The following is a 3,849-nucleotide window of genomic DNA, read 5'->3' as shown; positions in this document are numbered from 1 at the left end:
GGCCCGCGGTGGGCTCGGGCGCAGGTACGAGGGTTGAAGGTAAAGGGAGGCGAGGCCTGTGGCGGCTGCCGGGATCGGCGTCGATATGCTCGAGATTTCGCGGATGCAGCGGGTCATGGACCGCCGCCCGAGCTTCCTGCGCAGGGTCTTCACCGAGGAGGAGCGCGCCTACTGCGAGCGCTGCGCCCGCCCGGCGGAGCACTACGCCGCCCGATGGGCCGCACGCGAGGCCGTGGTCAAGGCCCTGGGCTGCGGCTTCGGCAACGGGGTCGGCGTACACGACGTGAGCGTCGCGCGCGACGAGCGCGGCGGCGTACACGCCCGCCTCACCGGCGGCGCGGCCAAGGTCGCCATGGAGAAGGGCATCGTCGAGGTCGCCCTCTCCATCAGCTACACGCGCGAGGTCGCCGTGGCCAACGCCGTCGCCGTGACCGAGGCCGTCAAGCCCAAACCAGACGCAAAGGCCGACGCCGCGCGCGCCCTCCAGGCCTCCTTCCGGGCCGCCAGGAGCGTCCTCGACGAGCTCGAGCGCGTCGAGGACGACCAGCTCGAGCTGCCGCTCGACGAGGTCGGCGCCGACACCACCGCCGTCGCCGCGACCGTCGCGGGCGCCGCGCGCGAGGAGGCCCCGGTCGCGCCCGCGCGCGGCGAGGCCCCGGGCGCGGTCCGCGAGGAATGCCCGCCCGCGCCTGAGCAAGCGCCTCTTTCCAATGAACGAATCCCTGCACAAACCGCTGAGGAGTAGCCATTATGCAGCCTGTACTCAACATCGATGACATCAAGCGGGTCGAGGTCGGGCTCACGCGCGAGGGCGTGAGCGTCTCTGAGCTCATGCACCGCGCCGGGTGCGCCGTCGCCCAGGAGGTCCTGGAGCTCGGCGCCCGGAAGGCGGTCGTCTTCTGCGGCATGGGCAACAACGGCGGCGACGGCTGGGTCTGCGCCGAGGCGCTGCTCTCGCGCGGCGTGAACGTGCAGGTCGTGACCCCCATCGAGCCCGACCAGCTCTCCGGCGACCTCGCACGCCAGGTGGCGCAGAGCGCCGTGCGCGCGGGCGTGCCCACGGTCATGGGGCCCTCTCGCGAGGAGGTCAAGCAGGCGCTCGACGGCGCGGACGCCGTCGTCGACTGCATGCTCGGCACCGGTTTCCATGGAGCGGTCCGCACCCCGTTCGACATCTGGATCGAATGCATCAACGCCTCCGGCGCCCGCGTGGTCGCCGTCGACGTTCCGAGCGGCCTTTCCGCCCAGTCGGGCCTCGCCGAGGGCGACTGCGTGATCGCGGACATGACGGTCACGATGATCGCGCTCAAGCCGGGCCTTCTTGCCGACACCGGCCGTGACGCGTGCGGCGTTATCGTCGTCGCGCCCCTGGCCGAGCAGACCGAGCGCCTCGTGGTCGAGGCCGACCCGGTGGCGTGGCGCACGGACCTGGCCGACTACCTGGACGTCGTTTCCGAGCCGTCCTCCGCTCAGGACAAGTTCAGCCGCGGGTCCGTGCTCGTCGTCGGCGGCTCCGGCCGCTTCCCGGGCGCCCCGATCATGGCCGCCCGCGCGGCGGCGCGCGCCGGCGCCGGCTACGTGACGCTCGCCGTGCCGAGCACTATCGTGGCGACCGTCCAGGCTCACCTGCTCGAGATTCCCGTCGTCGGCCTGCCCTGCGATGCGGAGGGCGTGCTGACCGCCGACGCGGCCGAGAAGGTCGTGGCGCTCGCGAAGCACAACTCCGCTGCGCTTATCGGCCCCGGCATGCGCGTCGCGGCGGGCGTGAACGCGCTTCTTCGCAGCGACGTGCCCCTCGTGGTGGACGCCGACGGCCTGAACTGCCTCGCGCGCCTCACCGAGAACAACATCACCGAGTTCCCCGACCTCACGCGTCGCGACGCGCCGCTCATCCTCACGCCGCACCGCCGCGAGCTCGGCCGCCTCGTGGGCCGCGCGGACAACCCGCCCGTGAGCCTCGAGGACCAGCTCGAGTGCGCCCGCGAGGTCGTCTGGAGCGACGGCGGCTCCGAGATTGTGGTCGTCGCCAAGGCGAGCGCCACCGCCTGCGTGGGCGTCGACCAGGCCGTGATGCCCAAGCCCGGCCCTGCGTCCCTCGCGACCGCGGGCTCCGGGGACGTGCTCGCCGGCATGATGGCGAGCTACCTCGCGCAGTCGCACGGCGAGTGCGCCGACCTGCCGCTCATGTGCGCGCTCGTGTGCGAGGTGCACGGGTACGCCGGGTCTCTTGCCGCCGAGGCCTTCGGGACGCGAGGAGTGATGGCGGGCGACCTCATCGACCGCATCGGGCTTGCCGCCGATGTCGTGGAGGAGCACGCGCTCGTGCCCGACGAGGGCGGCGCGGAGGCCTAGACTAGGACGCGTGCCTGCAGCGCGCGGAAGGAGCGACCATGGCAAAGAAAATCTGCCCCGACGACCGGTGGTCCTGGGTCGAGGTCGACCTCTCGGCGCTGAGGCGCAACACGACGGCGTTCAAGCGCAGCCTCGCCCGCGGCGTCCGCATGATGTGCGTGGTCAAGGCCGATGCCTACGGCCACGGGGCGGTCCGCTGCGTCAACGCGATGCACACCGCCGGGGCCGATCAGTTCGCCGTCGCCACGGTGGAGGAAGGCCTCGAGCTGCGCCGCGCCGGCGTTCAGTGGCCGATCCTCATACTTTCTCAGCCTCCCATCGAGAGCGTGCAGACGCTCGTCGAGAACGACATCATGCCCTGCGTCTACGAGCCGGACTTCGCGCTCGCGCTCGGGGAGGCGGCCGCTGCCGCGGGGCGCGTGGCCAAGTACCATCTCATCGTGGACACCGGCATGACGCGCATCGGCGTCATGCCCGCCGACGCCGTCGAGCTGCGGCGGACCATCGACTTCCACCGCGGTATCGAGTGCGCGGGCACCCTCACGCACTTCGCCACGGCCGACGTTCCCGACGACTGGGACTTCGCGCTGCAGCTCAACCGCTTCCGCAATACCGTGTCGGCCCTGCGCGACGCCGGGCTCAATCCCGGGCTCGTGCACTGCGACAACACGCCGGGCACGGTCCTGCACCCCGAGTGCCAGTTCGACATGTGCCGCGTGGGCATCGGCCTCTATGGCCTGCAGCCCGCCGAGACGACCATCGGCGTGATCGACCTCGAGCCTGTGATGAGCGTCCGCGGGCGCGTGACGCGCGTGGTCTACCCCGAGGTGGGCGCCGGCGTCGGATACGGCATGACGTATCGCGTGCCCAAGCGCAACGTGCAGATTGCCACCGTGCCCATCGGCTATGCGGACGGCCTTTCGCGCACGCTGTCCAACAACATGGACGTCATCGTCAACGGGCAGCGCCAGCGCCAGGTAGGCAACATCTGCATGGATCAGTTCATGTTCGCCGTGGACGTGAACACCACGCGGACGTACTGCCCGACGCCCGAGGTCCGCGAGGGAGACGTCGTCACCGTGATCGGCGCGGACGGCGACGAGCGCATCACCGCCGACGAGATGGCCCGCCTGCGTGGCACCATCAACTACGAGGTCGTCTGCGGCTTCGGGATGCGCCTCCCCAAGGTCTACGTCTAAGGCGGCGCGCGATGGGCGTCATGAGGATTCCTGGTCACGACCACCAGAAACCCCGCGAGGTCACCCTCGACGAGATCCGCGCCGTCATGGGCAACTGCCAGCTGTGCCCGCTCGGGGGCACCCGCACGAACCTCGTTTTCGGCGTGGGCAACCCGCATGCCCGCGTGATGTTCGTGGGGGAGGGGCCGGGCCGCAACGAGGACCTGCAGGGCGAGCCGTTCGTCGGCGCCGCGGGCCACAAGCTCGACGCGCTGCTGGGTAACGCCGGCCTTACCCGGCAGGAGATCTACATCGCCAA

At 71.1% G+C, this 3,849-nt stretch carries 4 protein-coding genes; all 4 read left to right on the top strand.

The window, feature by feature from the left end; genetic code table 11:
• Window positions 1–58: 58 nt before the first annotated feature.
• Window positions 59–745, top strand: coding sequence for a holo-ACP synthase (gene acpS / locus ACT84W_RS09770; protein WP_432291050.1), 687 nt, complete (start codon window positions 59–61; stop codon window positions 743–745).
• Between the two features lie 5 nt (window positions 746–750).
• Entirely contained in the window at window positions 751–2,352 is a 1,602-nt protein-coding gene (locus ACT84W_RS09765; protein WP_444329072.1) for an NAD(P)H-hydrate epimerase, read from the top strand.
• A gap of 38 nt (window positions 2,353–2,390) precedes the next feature.
• Window positions 2,391–3,551: an alanine racemase gene (gene alr / locus ACT84W_RS09760; protein WP_444329071.1), complete on the top strand. Its 1,161-nt coding sequence runs from the start codon at window positions 2,391–2,393 to the stop codon at window positions 3,549–3,551.
• Between the two features lie 11 nt (window positions 3,552–3,562).
• Window positions 3,563–3,849 (top strand): uracil-DNA glycosylase (locus tag ACT84W_RS09755; RefSeq protein WP_444329070.1); only part of this gene is annotated, 287 nt, incomplete at its 3' end.

The organism is Paratractidigestivibacter sp. (genome assembly GCF_052362415.1).
Taxonomy (GTDB): domain Bacteria; phylum Actinomycetota; class Coriobacteriia; order Coriobacteriales; family Atopobiaceae; genus Paratractidigestivibacter.
This window is presented reverse-complemented; position numbering and strand designations above follow the sequence as displayed.

Coding starts and splice junctions, on each gene's coding strand:
- ACT84W_RS09765 (WP_444329072.1), top strand. CDS start 751: ATGCAGCCTGTACTCAACATCGATGACATCAAGCGGGTCGAGGTCGGG.
- alr (WP_444329071.1), top strand. CDS start 2,391: ATGGCAAAGAAAATCTGCCCCGACGACCGGTGGTCCTGGGTCGAGGTC.